Origin of the sequence: Bradyrhizobium tropiciagri, assembly GCF_018130505.1 — a bacterium.
GTDB lineage: Bacteria > Pseudomonadota > Alphaproteobacteria > Rhizobiales > Xanthobacteraceae > Bradyrhizobium > Bradyrhizobium tropiciagri_B.
The window spans coordinates 57,999-76,149 of sequence record NZ_JAFCKH010000012.1 but is presented as its reverse complement, the minus strand read 5'-3'; the positions used below and the strand labels follow the sequence as shown (position 1 = coordinate 76,149).

At 66.4% G+C, this 18,151-nt stretch carries 13 protein-coding genes and 1 riboswitch; of the genes, 6 read left to right on the top strand and 7 right to left on the bottom strand.

The annotated features are described in order from the left end of the window. Positions 1 to 50: 50 nt before the first annotated feature. The 5 genes from JQ633_RS27850 (at position 51) to JQ633_RS27830 (ending at position 7,530) form a co-directional block, all read left to right on the top strand. The gene (locus JQ633_RS27850; protein WP_211988311.1) at positions 51 to 2,102 is read left to right on the top strand and encodes an FUSC family protein; all 2,052 of its coding nucleotides are present in this window, start codon (positions 51 to 53) and stop codon (positions 2,100 to 2,102) included. Continuing rightward, positions 2,099 to 2,305 (top strand): DUF1656 domain-containing protein, encoded by a 207-nt coding sequence (locus tag JQ633_RS27845; RefSeq protein WP_211988310.1) that lies wholly within the window; start codon positions 2,099 to 2,101, stop codon positions 2,303 to 2,305. The genes JQ633_RS27850 and JQ633_RS27845 overlap by 4 nt, the downstream gene beginning before the upstream one ends. Continuing rightward, positions 2,302 to 3,168 (top strand): efflux RND transporter periplasmic adaptor subunit, encoded by an 867-nt coding sequence (locus JQ633_RS27840; RefSeq protein WP_211988309.1) that lies wholly within the window; start codon positions 2,302 to 2,304, stop codon positions 3,166 to 3,168. The genes JQ633_RS27845 and JQ633_RS27840 overlap by 4 nt, the downstream gene beginning before the upstream one ends. Positions 3,169 to 3,532: 364 nt before the next feature. After that, positions 3,533 to 5,341, top strand: coding sequence for a multicopper oxidase family protein (locus JQ633_RS27835; protein WP_211988308.1), 1,809 nt, complete (start codon positions 3,533 to 3,535; stop codon positions 5,339 to 5,341). Then, complete coding sequence (locus JQ633_RS27830; RefSeq protein ID WP_211988307.1) at positions 5,341 to 7,530, top strand: alkaline phosphatase family protein; 2,190 nt, start codon at positions 5,341 to 5,343, stop codon at positions 7,528 to 7,530. The genes JQ633_RS27835 and JQ633_RS27830 overlap by 1 nt, the downstream gene beginning before the upstream one ends. A gap of 66 nt (positions 7,531 to 7,596) precedes the next feature. On the opposite strand, the gene JQ633_RS27825 is transcribed toward JQ633_RS27830, so the two are convergent. The 6 genes from JQ633_RS27825 to JQ633_RS27800 form a co-directional block, all read right to left on the bottom strand. Then, a complete protein-coding gene (locus tag JQ633_RS27825) occupies positions 7,597 to 9,057 on the bottom strand; it encodes a PepSY-associated TM helix domain-containing protein (RefSeq protein WP_211988306.1) in 1,461 nt (486 codons plus the stop codon). Between the two features lie 2 nt (positions 9,058 to 9,059). Further along, positions 9,060 to 11,333, bottom strand: coding sequence for a TonB-dependent receptor (locus JQ633_RS27820; protein WP_211988305.1), 2,274 nt, complete (start codon positions 11,331 to 11,333; stop codon positions 9,060 to 9,062). Between the two features lie 107 nt (positions 11,334 to 11,440). Continuing rightward, positions 11,441 to 11,638: riboswitch (cobalamin riboswitch) on the bottom strand. A 220-nt stretch (positions 11,639 to 11,858) separates the two neighbouring features. Continuing rightward, positions 11,859 to 12,788, bottom strand: coding sequence for a CobW family GTP-binding protein (locus tag JQ633_RS27815; RefSeq protein WP_211988531.1), 930 nt, complete (start codon positions 12,786 to 12,788; stop codon positions 11,859 to 11,861). A gap of 17 nt (positions 12,789 to 12,805) precedes the next feature. After that, positions 12,806 to 14,296, bottom strand: a complete 1,491-nt coding sequence (locus JQ633_RS27810; protein ID WP_211988304.1) for an amidohydrolase family protein — start codon at positions 14,294 to 14,296, stop codon at positions 12,806 to 12,808. A 169-nt stretch (positions 14,297 to 14,465) separates the two neighbouring features. Next, positions 14,466 to 14,855 carry a hypothetical protein gene (locus JQ633_RS27805; protein WP_249159699.1) on the bottom strand — a complete coding sequence of 130 codons (390 nt, stop codon included), beginning with the start codon at positions 14,853 to 14,855 and terminating at the stop codon, positions 14,466 to 14,468. A 142-nt stretch (positions 14,856 to 14,997) separates the two neighbouring features. Next, on the bottom strand, positions 14,998 to 16,854 hold the full coding sequence (locus tag JQ633_RS27800; RefSeq protein ID WP_211988303.1) for an ABC transporter transmembrane domain-containing protein: 1,857 nt from the start codon (positions 16,852 to 16,854) through the stop codon (positions 14,998 to 15,000). A gap of 207 nt (positions 16,855 to 17,061) precedes the next feature. Here JQ633_RS27800 and rpmE point away from each other — a divergent pair, with 207 nt between their 5' ends. Next, a complete protein-coding gene (rpmE, locus tag JQ633_RS27795) occupies positions 17,062 to 17,289 on the top strand; it encodes a 50S ribosomal protein L31 (RefSeq protein ID WP_211988302.1) in 228 nt (75 codons plus the stop codon). A 234-nt stretch (positions 17,290 to 17,523) separates the two neighbouring features. Here rpmE and JQ633_RS27790 read toward each other — a convergent pair whose 3' ends face one another. Continuing rightward, positions 17,524 to 18,141 carry a LysE family translocator gene (locus JQ633_RS27790; protein ID WP_211988301.1) on the bottom strand — a complete coding sequence of 206 codons (618 nt, stop codon included), beginning with the start codon at positions 18,139 to 18,141 and terminating at the stop codon, positions 17,524 to 17,526. Positions 18,142 to 18,151: the final 10 nt, after the last annotated feature.

The window sequence follows — 18,151 nt, the reverse complement described above, 5'->3', positions numbered from 1 at the left end:
TCGGGCAGCGGACCCACCGTCTGCACCACTGCGCCAGAGTCAAAGAAGTCATGCGCGCAGAAGAGCCGTTTCTGGTCCGCCACGCGGATCTCATTTTCGCCCTGAAGACGTTCGCCGCGTCGATGCTGGCGCTGGTGATCGCGCTGGCGATCGATCTGCCGCGGCCGTATTGGGCGATGGCGACGGTCTACATCACCTCCCAGCCGCTGGCCGGCGCGACCAGCTCGAAGGCCTTCTTCCGCGTGCTGGGAACGGTAGTCGGCGCGTCCATGACGGTCGCCATGGTGCCGAACCTGGTCAACGCGCCGGAGCTGCTTTGCCTCGCGATCGCGCTCTGGGTCGGGCTCTGCCTTTATCTGTCGCTGCTTGACGGCACGCCGCGCAGCTACGTCTTCATGCTGGCCGGCTACACCGTCGCGCTGATCGGCTTTCCATCGGTGGCCCAGCCGGGCAGCATCTTCGATATCGCGCTGGCGCGGCTCGAGGAGATCTCGCTCGGCATCATCTGCGCGAGCCTGGTCTCGACGGTGGTGTTTCCGCGCAGCGTCGCGCCGGCCGTCGGGAAGCGCGTCAGGAATTGGCTCGCCGATGCCCGCCGGCTGTCCCGCGACGCGCTGCTGCAACAGGGAACCGGCGAGACGCGCCGGGCCCAGCGCCTGCGCCTCGCAACCGACATCGTCGAGATCGACACGCTGGCGACCCACCTCGCCTATGACCGTCTGGCCGATGCCAGCTCGGTACGCGGCCTGGCCGAGGTCCGGATGCGCATGCTGATGCTGTTGCCGGGGATCGCCTCGATCGAGGACCGGCTGGCGGCGCTCGGCGACGCGGCGCTGCAGCGGCAGCCAGAGCTCACGCGCCTGCTCGATGAGCTCGCCGAATGGATCGTGGACGAGCAGCGCCTGCGGCAATCCGCGGAGCAGATGCGCGCGGCGATCGCGGAGCGGCAATCCGCGCTCGACGGTCTCGTGCCCCGCGAGCGCATCATCACCATCAGCCTGCTGCTGCGGCTGCGCGAACTCGTCGACATCTCGGCCGATTGCCGCGCGGTGGGTGATGCGATCGCGACGGGCCAGGACATCTCCACGGTCGCGCTGGCGTTCCGCCCCGAGGCGGGGGCGGCGCCGGCTCGCCATCGCGATCACGGCATGGCGCTGTGGTCGGCCGCGGGTGCGGCGATCGCCATCCTGATCTGCTGCGTCCTGTGGATCGGGACCGGCTGGGCGGATGGCGCCTCGGCACCGATGACGGCGGCGATCGCCTGCTCGTTCTTCGCGGCGCAGGACGAACCGGCGCGCGGCATCCGTGTGTTCGGCCTGTTCTCGCTGGTCGCGATCGTCGTCGTCGCGATCTATCAGTTCGCGCTGGTGCCCGGCATCTCGCATATCGAGGTGCTGATCGCCGCGCTGGCACCGACCTTCCTGCTGTACGGCTTCCTGATCGCGCGGCCCGCGACCGCCCCGATCGGCATGGCGCTCGCCGCCAACACCGCGACGCTGCTCGCGCTGCAATCGACCTACAGCGCCGACTTCGCCAGCTTCGCCAACTCGTCCGTCGCCTTCTTTCTCGGCGTCGTGATCGCCGAGATCGTGACGCGGATCGCGCGCGGTGTCGGCGCCGAATGGGTCGCCAAGCGCCTGATGCTGTCGAGCTGGCAGACGCTCGCGTCTGCCGCCGAGCGCCGCGGCCAAGGCGATCGCGCGGAGTTCGCCGGACTGCTGCTGCATCGTCTCGGCCTGCTGGTGCAGCGCGTCGCCTTCATCTCCGAGAGCGACCGCCGCGACGCCGACAGCCTGGTTCAGCTCCGCATCGGGCTCAACATCATCGACCTGCGGCGGGCCCGCTACGGCCTCGCGGCATCGACGGTGCGCGCCATCGATGCGATGCTCGACGATCTGGCGGCGGTGTTTCGCGGCCACGCGGGAGGCGCAATGCCGTCCGAATTGCTGTCGCACATCGATGCCACGCTGACCGCAGCCGTGAACGACCCCAATGAGAGGGCGCGCGACGACGCGCTGCTCGGCCTCGTCGGCATCCGCCGCGGCCTGTTTCCGGATGCCCCCGCCTACCAGCGTCCGCCCGAGGAGAGTTTTGCGGCATGAGGTATGAGCTCGACATCTACGGTGTGCTGGTCCCGGCGCTGCTGCTGTGGCTGATCGTGGCCTATGCATTGAGCGTGATCGTGAGCCGGATCATGCAGCGCTTCGACCTCTACCGGCTGGTCTGGCACCGCGCGCTGTTCAATTTCGCCCTCTATGTCTGCCTGCTTGGCGGCGTCGTATATCTCTCGGAGTTTCTGCCATGAAGGGTAATTTCGCCTGGCTCGGCCGCGTTGCGCTGACACTCGTCGCCGTCGTCGCGGCGCTGGCGGTCGCGCGCGGACTGTGGGCCTATTACATGGAATCGCCCTGGACGCGCGACGGCCGGGTCCGCGCCGACGTGGTTCAGGTCGCGCCCGACGTATCCGGCTTCATTACCGACGTGCTGGTCAAGGACAATCAGAAGGTCCGTCGCGGCGATGTCCTGTTCCGGATCGATCGCGCGCGCTTTGCGCTGGCGCTGCAGCAGGCCGAAGCGGTGGTCGCCGGTCACCGCGCCACGCTGGACCAGGCCAACTCCGACCTGAAGCGCTACAGCTCGCTGACCACGGATGCGGTGTCGCAGCAGAAGCAGGAGCAGGTCCTCGCAACCCAGCTCCAGGCCAAGGCGAGCTACGACCAGGCCGTGGCCGATCGCGCGGTGGCCCAGCTCAACCTCGAGCGCAGCGAAGTGCACGCGTCGGTAAACGGCACCATCACCAACATGGATCTGCGGCCCGGCGTCTATGTCACGTCAGGCAGGGGCGTGATGGCGCTGGTCGACGCCGACACGTTGCATGTCGAGGGCTATTTCGAGGAAACCAAGCTGGCGCGCATCCATGTCGGCGACAAGGCGCAGATCCGCCTGATGGGCGAGCCGGTCCGGCTCTCCGGCCATGTCGAGAGCATTGCGGCCGGCATCGAGGACCGCGACCGGGCCCAGGGCGCGAGCCTGCTCGCCAACGTCAACCCGACCTTCAGCTGGGTTCGCCTCGCGCAGCGCGTCCCGGTGCGGATCGCGCTCGATCAACTGCCGGATCGCGTCGCGCTTGTGGCCGGCCGTTCTGCAACCGTCGAGATCATGGATTGATCGGCGAACCGCCGGCGACGGTCGCGCCCAAACTCATTCACGACGCGCGATGACGAGCGGGATTCGCGGCGACAAAAAAATTTGCCGCGTTGCTGAACATGTCTGTGCGTTTCGCGTTCACTCACCGCGCACGCATCCGATTGATCGGACAACACGTTTGAACGTTGCGCACGGCCTGCGTCGAAGTGACGCGAATTTCTGTCACATGGCTGTTAAATACCTGCCAGATTCCCGCAACAACGCGCCGGTAGCCTCGTAGCACCAGACAAATTGCCGACGACTGCAGTCGCACGGAGTGAACTGACGCCATGCCCGGCGTCGGCACGCTCATGCGCGGCTGGCGGCAACGCATTGGCGGGATGGCGTGCCGCGACGATTCTCCACGATTTCATCTGTCATCGTTGCAGCCGGCCTCGGGCTTGCCGCGAGCGGCATGACCGCGTGGCTCGGCGCAGCCGTGTTGCAGGACACGCCGCCGGCGCAGCACGACGTCTGTGCGCGGCCCGAGCCGGGCAGCGCGATCGCCGAACCGGAGCAATTACGCAGCCGCGACGGCGTGCTCGAAACCGATCTCAGCGTGCATGACGAGAAGCTGCCGGACGGAACCAGCCGCTACTGCTACCTGACCTCGGACGGCAAGCCGTCGCCGACCCTGCGGCTGAAGCCGGGCGACGAACTCGTCATCCATTTCAAGAACGACCTCGTCGATCTCGACACCGCGACGCCCGCGCTCGACCGGCCGCTCGCCGGTGCGCCGATCTGCTCGGCAAAGCAGAAAGCGGACCCGTGCGCGAGCGGCGCGATGACGCCGGTGTCGACCAATCTGCACTTCCACGGGCTGACCGTGCCGCCGGTCTGCCACCAGGACGATGTGCTGAGAACCTCGATCCAACCGAACGATGCGCCGTTCGAGTATCGCCTGCGGATTCCCGACGACGCCGCGCCCGGGCTCTATTGGTATCACCCGCATCTGCACGGCTTCAGCAAAACCCAGGTGCTCGGCGGCGCGTCCGGCGCCCTGATCATCGAAGGCATCGAGCGCGCCGATCCTTCGCTCGCCGGATTGCCGGAGCGCGTGCTGGTGATCCGCGACCAGGATCTCGTCAATCCCGACGCACAGCCGGCGAAGTCCGAGCCGGTCATGACCAAGAGCCAGCTCGACAATGACGGCGACGCTGCCAACTCCGGCACCGGCTTCGGCAAGCCGGCGAAGGATCTCTCGGTCAATTTCGTGCCGGTGCCGTATCCGAACTATCCGCCGGCGACGCTCTCAATGAAGCCGGGCGAGCGGCAGCTCTGGCGCGTGCTGAATGCATCCGCGATCACCTATCTCAACCTCGCGCTGATCATCGGCCGCACGCCGCAGCAGATCGGTGTCGTCGCGCTCGACGGCGTGCCGCTGCAATTTGACGGCAGCCCGTCGCCGGCGGTGCAACAGGTCAACCATATCGGCCTGCCGCCCGGCTCGCGCGCCGAATTCATCGTCGAGGGACCGCCGGCCGGCGCGTCCGCACTGCTGGTGACGCGCGCGGTCGACACCGGTCCTGCCGGCGAGAACGATCCCAACCGCGCGCTGCTGGCGATCACCGCGTCGGCCGACGCGCGCGAACCGCCGTCCATGCTGCCGGCACATGCCGAACCGCTGCCGCGCCCCGAGCGGCCATGGGTCGGCGACGTCGCACCGGTGCGCGTGCGAAAACTGTTCTTCTCCGAACAGCCCGAGAATCCGGCCGACCCCAACAGCCCGACCAAATTCTTCCTGACGATCGACGGCGAGACCCCGAAACCGTTCGATCCGCAATCGGACGTTCCCGACATCACGGTGCGGCAGGGCGACGTCGAGGACTGGATCATCGAGAACCGCTCACCCGAGCTGCACGACTTCCACATCCACCAGCTTCACTTCCAGCTGCGCGACTGGTCCGGCATCGCGGTCAACGAGCCGTTCCTGCGCGATACCGTCAACGTGCCCTACTACAACAACCGGATGCTGAAATATCCGAGCGTGCGCCTGCGCATGGATTTTCGCGATCCCAACATCGTCGGCACCTTCGTCTACCACTGCCACGTCCTCGAGCATGAGGACGGCGGCATGATGGGACGGATCAGGGTCGTGCCGCGCGACACCGCAACTTCGTCCAAGTCGCTCAACCAGCACAAAGGAGAGCTTTAATGCGCGACAAGCATAAATCACGTTGGCTGCAGGGTTGCCGTCTGACCCTCAGCGCATTGGCACTGGGGCAATTCACCGTCGGCCCTGTGCTGGCGGAGGAAGCCAACTTCCACGGCGGACACGAGACCCGGACGCCGATCAAGCATGTGATCGTCATCGTCGGCGAGAACCGCAGCTTCGACCACGTGTTCGCAACCTACGTGCCCGAGCGCCATGGCGAGAGCGTGATGAACCTGCTGTCGCAGGGCATCGTCAAGCTCGACCACAACAAGAATGCGATCCCCGGGCCGAACTTCGAGAAGGCGCATCAGCAAGCCGCGACCGATACCGGCCTGAACGATGCGTTCCTGCTGAGCCCGCCGAAGAAGGATTTCCCCAAGGACCAATTGCCGGCTCCGCTGGTCGGCGGCCCCAAGGTCTCCTACATCCCGAACAAGTGCGGCAGCTCGCCGATCACGACCTGTGAGGCGTCGCTCACCCTGGCGCAGCAAACCGAATCCGGCCTGCCGTCCGACTACTATCAGTTCCTGTTGACCGGCGGCACCAATCAGACCTCGGCGACGCCCGACCAGCGCATCAGCAATGTCGGCACGCTGCCGGCGGGTCCGTTCCAGCTCACCAACGGCGATGCGATGCCGTACGACGCCTATGCGGCGAGCCCGGTGCATCGCTTCTATCAGATGTGGCAGCAGCTGAACTGCAGCCACTCGGCCGCCAGCCGCGACAATCCGTCGGGCTGCAACGGCAATCTGTTCGCCTGGGTCGAAGTCACCATCGGCGCCGGCAGCAACGGCGCGCAGCAACCCGCCAACTTCGCGACCGACTATGCGCCGAACGCGACGACGACGGGTGAAGGCTCGACCGCGCTCGGCTTCTACAACGTGCAGAAGGGCGACGTGCCCTACTTCACGAGTCTCGCGCAGAAGTACGCCATGAGCGACAACTTCCACCAGTCGGTCAACGGCGGCACCGGCGCCAACCACATCATGCTCGGCCACGCCGACATGATCTATTTCAGCGACACCTACGGCAACGCGGCAGTCCCGCCGAACGGCACGCAGGTGTTCGGCGGCACGCCCGACGCCGGCATCGTGCATCAGATCGAGAACCCGAACCCGGCCATGGGTACCAACAACTGGTACACCGAGGACGGCTACGGCGCCGGCGGCAATGGCGGCTTTCCGCCGCCCTACGCCACCAACCCGGTCTCCGGCGGCGGCTCCTACAGCGACTGCTCGGATGCCTCGCAGCCCGGCGTCAAGCCGATCCTGGACTATCTGAAGGGAATCCGGATCAACGCCAATTGCGAGCCGGGCCACTATTATCTCTTGAACAACTACAATCCCGGCTATTTCGGCAACGGCAAGAACGCCTACACCGACACCAACCCGTCCAACACGGCGTTCACGATCCCGCCGTCGACGCGCAAGAGCATCGGCGACAGCCTGAACGAGCGTAACATCTCCTGGAAGTATTACGGCGACCAGTGGAACAACTACGTCAACGATCCGTATCAGCTCAACTGGGGTGCAGCCGGCCCGAACACCGACGAGTACTGCAACATCTGCAACCCGTTCCAGTACGACACCTCGATCATGTCGCACCCGGACCAGGTCGCAGCCCACATCCAGGACTCGGCGAACCTGTACACCGACATCTCCAAGCACACGCTGCCGGCGGTCTCGATCGTGAAGCCGAGCGGCTACACCGACGGCCATCCGGCGTCATCCAAGCTCAATCTGTTCGAAGGCTTCGCGAAGAAGATCGTCGACCAGGTCGAGGCCTCGGACTACGCCAAGGATACCGCGATCTTCATCACCTTCGATGAAGGCGGCGGCTACTTCGACTCCGGCTATGTGCAGCCGCTCGACTTCTTCGGCGACGGCACGCGCATTCCGCTGATCGTGGTCTCGCCCTATGCACGGCAGGGCCACATCTCGCATGAATATTCGGATCACGTCTCGATCCTCAAATTCATCGAGCGGAACTGGAGCCTGCAGCCGATCACCCATCGCAGCCGTGACAACTACCCGAACCCGGTTGCGGCATCGGGCAATCCCTACGTTCCGGTCAACAGCCCGGCGCTGAGCGATCTGTTCGACTTCTTCGATTTCGACGGCGGCGATCACCATGGCGGCGGCAAAGACCACGGTGGCGATGAGGATCATGGCGGCGGCCGGAACCACTGACGCCCGCGCTTGACGACACCGCCTGACGACACAAACAGACCGCCGGCCCGAAAGGCCGGCGGTTTTTCATTGCGCGGGCTTCGGCCGCAGCCGGCGCCAGCCGATCACGACGCCGCTGATCGAGACAATCGTGCCGACCAGCGACAGCAGCCAGACCACGACGTCGCGCGCCGGGAAGAAGCGCAGCAGCAGCGGAAAATCCAGACTGTGCAGCGCGTTGAACAGCCAGCGATAGGTGCGGCGGCTATCGTCGCTGCGATCGAGGATTTCGCCGGTGACGGGCGAGATGTGCAACCAGGTGCGAGCGGGATCATCGAAACCGACCCGCAGCACCGGAAATTCGCGCGAATTGTGCAGGGTGTACCAGTACGCGTCGGGCGCATCGATCTCCCGCGTGAACGCCAACGCAGCCCCGGGCATCGCGCGACGGGCGGCTTCGATGATCTGCTCCCGCGACAGGGTTACGGCAGCGCCCGTCAGCGGATCGGCCAGGCTCTGACGGCCATCCTTGTTGCTGAGCATCATCAACGGATGTCCGCCGATCCAGACGAAGCGGGCCTCCACCGCTGATGCCGATGGCGCCGACGGAATGCCCGCGACGATGTCGGGCGAGGCGTGGCCGCTGTAGCCGGCGGCGACCTCGCGGGTGATCCCGCGGCCGGAGAACGCGCCGGCGGGATTGAGCGAGAGCCAGCCGCTCAGCATCCAGGTGAAGACGAAGATGCCGCCGATCAGCCCGGCGATGTGATGCCAGGCCATCCAGCCGCGATACGGCGAGACGGCACCGCTTGCGTAACGGCGCGCCAGCCGCAGCCGGAGAATGCCGATCCAGAAGCCGGTGACGGCGACCACGAGGCAGACGCCCGAGATCCACAGCACGACGTCGCGCCACAACGGACCGTCCTTGCGCAGCACGGTCGGATAGATCCAGTGCGGGATCGCGCCGAGCCAGTTCCAGATGCGCTCGCGCCGCGTCGTGTCGAGTGCGATTTCGCCGGAGCGCGAGGAGACGTAGAGTTCGGTGCCGTCAGCATCGCCGAGGCCGATCAGATAAAGCGGCCGCAGCGGATCGAAGCGCGCCGTGACCGACCATTGGTCGCGCGTCACGGTCTCCAGCAAAAGCGGCTGCATCGCTTGCGGGTGGTGCCCGGCAATGGCCAACGCCTGCTCCGGCGTGACGTGTCCGATGACGCTGCCGTCGATCGCCGAAAACGTGACCGCCCCGCCCTTCCATCCCGTCACACGATAGACCGGGATATCGTCCATCATCGAGAGCCGGAGGTCGCGCGGATACTGCTCCATGCCGGCGATCGCAAGCGCGCGATCCGGCGTGATCTGCACCTTGTTCCAGAGGATGACAGGGAGCGCCGCGAGGCGCTCGCTGTCGGTGAGGCGTGGAAACGCCACATACATCATGACGAGGCCGGAGATGAACCACATCGCGAACAAGAGGCACGTCGCGATGCCGATCCAGCGATGGGTCACATAGAGCCATCGCCGTCCCCGCCGGATCAATGCGCGGCGCATGATCAGAACTTCACGTTGACGGAGAGTTCCGCCGTGCGCGGCATGCCCAGCAACCACTGCCCCGTACCATTCGATGTCACCGCGTAAACCTTGTCGAACAGGTTGTAGACCCGGAACGCGACCGTGGTGCGCTCATCCGGCTTCCACCTGACACCACCATTGACGACGTTGTAGCCCGGCCGCAACTGGGTGTTGGCGAGGTCGGAGTACATCGCACCGACCATCTGCACGCCGCCATAGGCCGACCAGTTCGGCGCGAAGTCCCAGGTCAACCAGACGTTCGAGACCTGCTGCGGCACGTTGACCGGCACATTGCCCGCAAAGTCGACGATCTTGCCGCCGACCAACTGGCTGTTGTTGTCGTACTTCGCGCGCAACACCGCCAGATTGGCATCGATGCGCCAGCCGTAATCCAGCGCGAGCCCGATCGTTCCTTCGACACCACGGGAGGACTGCTGGCCGACCTGAAGCGAGAAGCCGGGATTGCCGGGATCGGCAATCAGCAGGTTGTTCTTGACGATCTCATAGGCCGCCAGCGTCCACTCGCCGCGACCGCCGAGGAACGATTGCTTGATCCCGATCTCGGTCTGCTTGCCGGTGGAGAGCTGAAAGCTCTTCTGCGATGCCGACAGCGAGATCAGATTGCCGACCGGATCGACCCCGACCGCATACTGCCCGTAGAGCGCGAGGTTCCTGATCGGCTCGTACACGAGGCCGGTGCGCCAGCTGGTGCCTGACAGCGTGGTTTCGAAACTGTTCGCCGGTGTCTTGTAGTCGGTGCGGTCGATCTCGGGGCGATCGAACCTGACGCCGGTTACGAGTGACAATTGATCCGTCAGCTTCAGCCGGTCTTCGGCGAACAGCGCGTATTGATTGACGATGGCGTTGAAGCCCGGCGTGGTCGCGTTGGTCGTCGCGAAGAACGATCCGGGATCGAACACATAGGGATTCACCGACGATGCGCCGCCGAACGGCGAGTTGTTGGTGTGGAAGAACTCGATGTGATTGACGTCGAATCCAGCAACGAACTGGTTGGCGAGACCGAAGACGTGGCCGCTGAAGGTCGCGTCCATCCGGTTGCCGGACTGTTTCTGGTCATGGAAGATCTCGATATAGCTCGAGCGATCGATCAGCTGCGTCTTCGGATTGAAGGCGTAGTTCTCGATGTCGCGCCAGTGCCGTTCGCTCGTCAGATAATAGAGCGTGTTGTTGATCTTGATGCCGTCGGCGACGTCCCACTCGGTCTTGAACTGGGTCCAGCTGTCGCGATAGCGGATGGCGCTGTCGGACGCGTTGTAGTTCTTGAAGCGCAGCGCATCCTGGATCCCGCCATTGACCAGCGGCGTGCCGAAATAGCGCGACGGGCTGCGGTCGCCATAATCCTCGGAGAGCGTGAAGGCGAGATTGTCCGACGCCTGCACGCGCACGGCGGCGGAGACCGCCGCGTTCGAGGTCTTGTCGCGATCGACCCAGCCGTCCGACATATTGCCGGTGGCGTTGATGCGATAGGAGACGTTGGGATTGATCGGGCCGGTGCTGTCAACCGCGAGCCGCCTCGTCATGTTGCTGTCCAGCGACATCGCGGCTTCGTTGTACGGCGTATTGAGCGGCTTCTTCGGGATCACGTTGATGACGCCACCGATTGCGCCCTCACCGTACAGCACCGAGGCGGGCCCGCGCAGCACTTCGATGCGCTGAGCCGACCAGGTGTCGAACGGGAACGTCAACGTGCCGGAACCGATATAGAACCGCGTGCCGTCGTACAGCGTCATCACCGAATTGCTGCCGGCGAAGCCGCGGGTGCTGAACGACAGCCCGCCATTGCCGGGCGCCGGCGTCGCGGTAAAGCCGGTCGCATTCTGGGTGACGGCATCAGTCACATTATGCTGGCCGCGCTCTTCGATGGTCTGCGACGTGATGGTCTCGACGCTGGCCGGCGTCTGCAGCGGCGTCAAATTGAGCCGGCTGCCGGTCGATTCGGGCTTGGTGGCGTTGAGGGTCGGCGACGCGGATGCGGACGATGCCCCCGCTTGCGTGGCGCCGCCGGCCGCCGCGGTTGCTGCCGGTCGGGGCCGAGGCCGCGATGCGGATGCCGTGCTGCTGCTGCGCTCGGGACGTCTCGGCCTGGCGGTCGCGGACGGCGCGACCTCGACGGGATCGAGCACGGCGGCTGGCCGGATGGTCTGGGTCCAGCCTTCGGCCGGCAACAACAGCGATGACAGGGAGCAAACGACGCCGAGGCGCATCCGGCGCGCGGCGGGAGAGGACGAGGACATGAAAAACGACTCGCGGCTAACGTGGCACGTCACCGCGAACGCGGACACCGCATGCCCGAAGGCAATGCGCCGATCCCCACCAGGACGCCCCCGCCCGATGTGCTCGCGTGTGACCACGACTGACGGCAGGTCTCCTGGCTCGCGGGTCGTCGCCTGTCGCCGCCTTCCCGGGCAGATCGGCCCAGTGGCTAATTGACGAATGGCTCGCCGCTTACAGTTGCGGGGACAGCTGCGGCCTTGGGATCATTCCCGCACCGCATTCCCTTTTGATCTCCCGAAGGAGAACCGTCGCGCGGGACGATAGGTGCCGCGGGATGCGCTGTCAATTCGACGTGACCGGCGTGGTCATCGTTTGCGAGATGATGCGGCTGCGACGACACAACGTCCATCCGCTTGCGACGCCTCCCTACTCCGTCATCCTGAGGAGCGCGAAGCGCGTCTCGAAGGATGCACGGCCCGGCCGGTGGCCGATTCATCCTTCGAGACGCCGCTTCGCGGCTCCTCAGGATGACGGGAAACAGATGCTCACCCAGCTTCAATGCAGGCTTGCATTGCCGCATCGACCTCGGCGCGCGACAGCGCGCCCAGTTCGGCAATGAACACGATCCGCGTTCGCGGCACGTCAGGCGCGGGCACACCGCCGGCGGCGAGTGTCGCGCGGCCGCCGGCGAGTTGAAACACGGTGAGCCGCCCGGGCTGCTCGACCGTCTCGAACAGGCCCTTGGCGCGCGCGAGCTTCGGCGCCAGCTTGCCGATCGCCTGCTGCAGGCGCGGCAGGTGCACGCGCCGTACCGAGGTCCAGCTCAGCGTCTCGAACCGATCGGCCACAGGCCGGCGCGGCGCCACCTCGCGCGGCTCCGGCACGTGGTCGGGGTCGATCGGAAAAAGAAGTGCCGCGGGGACCTCGCCCTGCACGGCATCGACCACCACCGCCGCAGGACGCTGCGCGCGGATCGCATCGCGTATCGCGGCGCGCGCGGCGGCATCGGCGAGGTCGACCTTGCTCAGCGCCACCACGTCGGCTGCGCGCAGCTGCGAGCGCAGCAGCGCATCGTTCAGCGCGGCCGGCGGCTGAGTCGCGTCGACCACGCACAGCACCGTGTCGAGCGGCGCCTCCTTCCAGATCACCGGATCCATCAGGTTGCGCACGATATCGGCGGGGTCGGCGATGCCGCTGGTCTCGATCACGATGAACTCGGGCCGCGGATCACGCCGCAGCAGGCCGGCCAGCGTGCGGATCAGATCGCCCTCCAGCGTGCAGCAGATGCAGCCGTTGCTCAGGCTGACCACGCCGTCGCCGGCGCCCGCGATCAGCTCGGCATCGATGTTGATCGCGCCGAAATCGTTGACCACGGCCGCGATCCGCTTGCCCCCGGCGTGCGCCAGCAGATGATTGACGACCGTGGTCTTGCCCGCCCCGAGAAAGCCCGCGACCAGCAGGATCGGGACTTGCAGGGTTTGGGCCTGCACGATCAGCCCGCCACGATGGGCCGGCGCACCGGCCGTCCGGGCCGCGCCGCCACGTCCATCACGCCGTCCGCGATCAGCGGCTGCCCGCTGACGACGAGATGCCGCACGCCCTCCGCCGGACGGTTCATCGCCGAGAAGGTCGCGCGGTCGCTCAGCGTCTCGTAGTCGAACACCACGACGTCGGCATCTGCGCCCGCCTGCAGCCGGCCCTTGGCGCGCATCGCCGGCGTGCTGGCCGACAGGATCTCCGCCGGGATCAGCGCGCATTTGCGGATGCCCTCGAGCAGCGAGATCTTCCGGCGTTCGCGCACCCACTCACGGATGAAGCGGGTGAAGCAGCCCGCCGAGCGCGGATGCGAGGTGGCATCGTCAGGCAGCGGCCAGGCGTCGCCGCTGTACGGCTTGCCGTTCGACAGCGTCCACGGCATCGCGTCGGAGGCGATCGCGCCGCCGGGATACAGCACCGCCATGTCGAGCAGATCGCGATGATGCGCGTTGTTCTCGATATCGAGCACGTGCCACAGCACCAGCGCGGACGGGTCGTCGGCCTGTGCCGCCAGCAATTCCTCGCGGCTGCCGAAGCGGTGCCCGTCGGTGACGCGCTGTACCGAATCGTAGCCGAGGCCGTTGCGCTCCTCGAATTTCGGATCGCTGAAGAAGGTCGCGGCCAGCACGGTCGAGCCGGTGCCGTACGGATAGGCCTCCACCGTGATCGGCAGGCCCTGGGCCTGCGCCTTGGCGATCAGCCCGACGCAGCGTTCGATGTCGGTCTTGCTCGACGAATTGAAATGGCAGATGTGCATATGCGCGCCGGTGGCGCCGGCATAGCCGATCAGGCGGATATAGGCCTCCGCCGCGCTCTCCGGATCGATGCGCGACATGTAGGCGACATGGGTGAAGGTCGGCACCGCATGATCGGCGGCGAGCTGGCACACCGCGGTCAGTTCCTGCACGCCGGCGCCCGGCGCGTAGGCATTGAGGATGCCGATGCCGATGCCGCCTTCGTTCAGCCCGCCCCCGAGGCGCTCGAGGATGCCGCCGACCTCGCTTTCGGTGGCGACGTTGTCGATCCAGCGGCGGTCGCGCATCGCGGCGCCGAACGATTCCAGCGAGCTCTCGGCATTCGAGCCGGTCATGGCGCCGATCCGCGCGAACGCCCAGTTGGCGGCGGCGCCGTAGTTCAGCACCCGGCCCTTCTCAGCCTGCCGCTTGTACCAGGAGGCCACCGGCAGCACGCCGGCCTCGAGGTCGAGCGTCGTCGTCACGCCGTCGAACGCCTGCATGCGGTCGGCCGGAATGGTCTGGCCGTGGGCATGCAGGTCGATGAAGCCGGGTGCCACCACGAGGCCGGTGGCGTCGATGCGCCGCTCGGCGCCGCCGAGCCCGGTGCCGACAGCGGCAATCTTGCCGTCCACGATCGCGACGTCGCCGACCGCGTCCATTCCGCTGGCCGGATCCACCACCCGGCCGCCGCTGATCACCAAACCACCCATCGTCGCACTCCCGCATTCCGAAACTGAGGTCGGCCTCAGCTGAGGCTGCGACCGGTCCCTGTCGAGCCCGCCACAGAGAAGCCCATCGCACCCGTCGCAGCAACCCGGTCCGGGTTGTAGCGACATACCGTAACGGAATATCCAGCGCGACGCGCAGGAGGGACCAGCCTTATGTTCCGGTCGCACGCCGCGGCGCGAGTCCCCGCCAGAGATCGTTGTTCGGCTTGATTCGGCTGGCGACGAGTTTCGGCGGCGTCCGGTCCCGTGCGACCGCGGCTTCGAACGCGCGCTTGAACCTGACATTGTCGATCTGCGCCAGGAAGCGCTGGATCACCGCCTCCTGATCCGCATCTTGACCGGAGATCGCCGTGCACAGTTCCGCCGACGTCCTGCGGAAGAAGTGGAACGCGTCGTCAGCGCCGCCGAGCCGATCGACCTCGCCGGCGACGCCGAGCACATGCATCCGGTCGTCGTCGTCGAGCGTCACGGCAAAGCGCAGGACGGCGAGCTGCCAGGCGCGCAGCAGCCTGCCCTCCGGTTCGGTCGCTGTCTCGCGCATCAGTCGAACACCCCGCCCGCCGATGCTCCCTCCGCTGTCGAGGGAGGTTCGGCGCGGCGCGACTATCCTTGCGCGGGAATAGGTTTTCGAGGGGAGCGCGCGGCCGATCACATAGGAAAAGCATAGAGGCGCGAAGGCCCCTTTAGATTCCCTCGAACTGCAGCCGTGCCAGCCGGGCGTAAAGGCCGCCGGCGGCGACCAGCTCGGCATGGGTGCCCTGCTCGACGATCCGGCCCTGCTCCATCACCAGGATACGGTCGCAGGACAACACGGTGGCGAGGCGATGCGCGATCACCAGCGTGGTGCGATGCTTCATCAATTCTTCCAGCGCGGTCTGCACCAGCGTCTCGCTCTCGGCGTCGAGGGCAGAGGTCGCCTCGTCGAGCAGGAGCAGCGGCGCATCGCGCAGGATCGCGCGTGCGATCGCGATGCGCTGGCGCTGGCCGCCGGACAGCGTCACGCCGCGCTCGCCGAGCTGCGCCTCGAAGCCGCCGGGCAGCCGGCGCAGGAACTCGGTGGCATGGGCGAGATCGGCGGCGCGCTCGACCTCGGCATCCGTCGCATCGGGCCGGCCGAAGCGGATGTTCTCGCGCGCGCTGGCCGCGAACACGACGGAGTCCTGCGGTACCAGCGCGATGCGCGCGCGCACCTCGGCCGGATCGGCATCGCGGATCGCCACACCGTCAAGCGAGATGGTGCCCGATTTCGGATCGTAGAAGCGCAGCAGGAGATGGAACAGTGTGCTCTTGCCGGCGCCGGAGGGACCGACGATCGCGACCTTCTCGCCCGAGCGCACCTGGAGCGACACGCCGTCGACCGCGAGCGCGTTCGGCCGCGTCGGATAGGCGAAGCTGACATTGTCGAAGCCGACATCGCCGCGCGAAGGCTGCGGCAGCGCGCGCGGCGCGGCAGGAGCTGCGATCTCCGGCTTGACGCGCAGGATCTCGAACAGCCGTTCGGCGGCGCCGGACGCGGCCGAGACCTCGCCCCAGACCTCGCTGAGCTGGCCGAGGCCGCTCGCGGCAAAGGCCGTATAGAGGATGAACTGGCCGAGCCGGCCCGGGCTGATGGTGCCGACCAGCACGTCGTGCGAGCCGACCCAGAGGATCACGACCACGCTGGCGAACACGATGAAGATCACGATCAGCGTCAGCACCGCGCGCGCCTTGGTCGAGCTGCGCGCGGCGTCATAGGCCTGCTCGACCTCGTGGGCGAAGCGCGTCCGCGCCAGCCGCTCGCCGGTATAGGCCTGCACGGTGCGGATCGCGTTGACGAGCTCGCTCGCATAGGCGCTGGCTTCGGCCAGCGTGTCCTGCGCGGTGCGCGACAGCCGCCGCACCCAGCGGCCGAACGCGACCAGCGGGATCACGATCATCGGGATCGCCAGCAGCACGAACAGCGACAGCCGCGGGCTCGTGATCACCATCATCGCGGCGGCGCCGATGAACAGCATCATGTTGCGCAACGCGATCGAGACCGAGGCGCCGACCGCCGACTTGATCTGCGTGGTATCGGCGGTGAGCCGCGACACCAGTTCGCCCGAGCGCGCCGAATCGAAGAACGTCGGCGACAGCGAGATCAGGTGCGCGAACACATCGCGCCTGAGATCGGCGACGATGCGCTCGCCGATCGTCATCACGAGGTAGTAGCGCGAGGCACTGGCGCAGGCCAGCACCGCGACCACCGCGATCATCACGCTGAAATAGCTGTTGATCATCGCGATGCCTTCGGGCGTGAAGCCCATGTCGATCATCCGCCGCACCGCGACCGGCACGATCAGCGTGGTGATCGCCGCGACCGTCAGCGAGATCAGCGCGAGGATGGCGCGACCCTTGTAGCGCGCGACATAGGGCGCCAGCGCCAGCAGCGGCCGCAGGCGCGCACGGCTCTTGGCCGGCTCGGTGAGCTGGCTCTCGATGAAGGCTTCCTCCTCGAGCAACGCATCGCGCGGGGGCTGCGGATTGCTCCTGATGGTCTCAAGCTGTTCGGCTACGCTCATGATCTAGACCGGTTCTATCGCCCCCCACATAGGCCCGCCGACCCCCGGCTGGCAAATGGACCGAAAGTCCCAATCCGGTGATGGGCTTGAGGGCGGTTTTCCAGCCGGTTTCCGGCTTGTTTTGGCGTTCCCCTTGGGGTATAGAGCCGCCCAAATCCCGTATCCCAGACATCTTGAGACGGGCGCCGGCGCGCCGAAGGAACTGCCATGAAAGCCGATATTCATCCGAATTATCATATGATTAAGGTCGTCATGACCGACGGCACCGAATACATGACCCGCTCGACCTGGGGCAAGGAAGGCGAGACGCTGAACCTCGACATCGACCCCAAGTCGCACCCGGCCTGGACCGGCGGCACCCAGCAGCTGATGGACCGCGGCGGTCGCGTCTCGCGGTTCCAAAAGAAGTTTTCGGGCTTCCTCAAGAAGGACTGAGGTCTGCACCCGTTTCGCCCCTTGCGGCGAGATCGAAACGCCCCCATCGCGGGGGCGTTTTTGTTTGGGGATGTTGCCTGATCGCTCACCAAACAACGCGCTGTCATCACCCGGCTTGACCGGGTGATCCAGTATTCCGGAGGCAGCAGTGCTCGAGCCGAGAAGCCGCAGCGTACTGGATCGCCCGGTCGAGCCGGGCGATGACACCGGTGGATGGGGACTACGAACGGACCGCTAGCGATCCTGGAATGCGAGGCGTGCGCCGAGCGCGACAAGGATGCTGCCGCCGATCCGTTGCATGATGCGCTGCGAGGTGCGCGAGCGCTGCAGCTTCGACATCACGGCGCTGGCGAAGACCACGCAGACGACGTCGACCAGCGAGAAGCTCAAATTCACGATCGCGCCGAGCAGGAACAGCTGCGCCCAGACCGGCAGGCTCGCTGATGCATCGACGAATTGCGGCAGGAAGGCCAGGAAGAAAATCGCGGTCTTCGGATTGAGCACCTCGACCACGATGCTCTGCACGAAGGCGCGTTTTCCCGACAGCGGCGCCAGCTCGGGCCGCGCAGTGTCACTGCCGTCGCGGAACAGCGACAGGCCGAGCCAGACCAGATAGGCCGCGCCGGCGAGCTTCATCGCCATGAACAGCGGCGGCACCGCGTGAAACAGCAGCGCGAGGCCAGCCGCCGCGGCGATGACATGGACATAGCCGCCGAGATGCAGGCCGAGCGAGGCCATCAGCCCGGCGCGCCGGCCGCCGGCCAAAGTGCGCGCGGCGGCGTAGAGCATGGCGGGCCCCGGGATCAGCGCGAAGGTCGCGGTGGTGATCGCGAAGGCAAGGTACAATTCCATCGGTATGCGC